The organism is Pueribacillus sp. YX66 (assembly GCF_041725775.1).
In the GTDB taxonomy this organism is placed as follows: domain Bacteria; phylum Bacillota; class Bacilli; order Bacillales; family UBA6769; genus Pueribacillus.
The window spans coordinates 1-1,060 of record NZ_JBEUEL010000083.1 but is presented as its reverse complement, the minus strand read 5'-3'; the positions used below and the strand labels follow the sequence as shown (position 1 = coordinate 1,060).

The 1,060-nt window shown below is 35.0% G+C and carries 1 pseudogene; it reads right to left on the bottom strand.

Annotation, left to right across the window (positions count from 1 at the left end):
- Positions 1 to 990, bottom strand: a pseudogene (locus ABU914_RS15395) (IS3 family transposase); the annotation flags it as partial.
- Positions 991 to 1,060: the final 70 nt, after the last annotated feature.

Sequence of the window (1,060 nt, the reverse complement as noted above, 5' to 3'; positions counted from 1 at the left end):
AAATAGCGTGAAATGATTCGATACAAGCGTTGTCATAAGGACTACCCTTATAACTAAAGGAATGTGTCATGTTCAATTTTTGAATCGTATTATTAAATTCATCGCTCGTATATTGTGTGCCGAGATCGGAGTGGAAGATCAACCCTTCCCTTGGTTTCTGTATGTGATAAGCATTTTCTAGTGCCTGTATAATTAAGTCAGTCGTCATTGTACGAGAAAAAGAATGACCAACAATCTTTTTTGTATGCAGATCCATAACCGATGCAAGGTAGCACCAACCATCTTTAAGTGTATGAATATATGTAATATCGCCAACCCATTTTTCATTGATGTTTTTTGTAGAAAAATCTCTATTTAAAATAATTTCGCGTTCTACAACCTTTTCTTTACTTGGTGTTGGACGGAACTTTTTCACTGTAATTGACTGGATACCAGCTTTTTTCATCAATCGTTGAACACGCTTTAGACTAACCTGGTAGCCTTCTTTTACTAATAAATAATGGATTTTAGGTGCACCATAACGTTTATCGCTTTCGTTATGAATCTCACTCATTCATTTTGTTAATTCATTATTTTCTTGTTCACGATTAGAGATTGTTTGATTCAAAGACTGATAGTATGTACTTCTCGGCACATCAAGTACATCACACATCGTTTGGATTGGATAATGCTCTTTTTGGTTGTCAATAAAATGAGTGATCTCATGATCACTTACTTTTTGGCGAATATGGCCATAGCCTTTTTTAAGATTTCGAGCTTCTGTTTTAAACGTAGGTTTTCCTGTTGGATTTCAGCTACTTCTTTAGGGGTGAGAGCATCTTTATTAGATGGATCAACGGGTGTATGATCTTTAATCCATCTATAAATTGAAACCTCAGAAACGCCATATTCGCTGCTTAAATCTCTAACGGATTGACCAGAATGATACAATTCGACAACCATTTTACGAAAATCATCATTGAATCGTTTACCATTATCTTTATAACTCATCGGACACATCCCCCTTAAATTGATTGTATTGACTTAACTAAGATGTGTCCATGAAACTATACTAGCATCA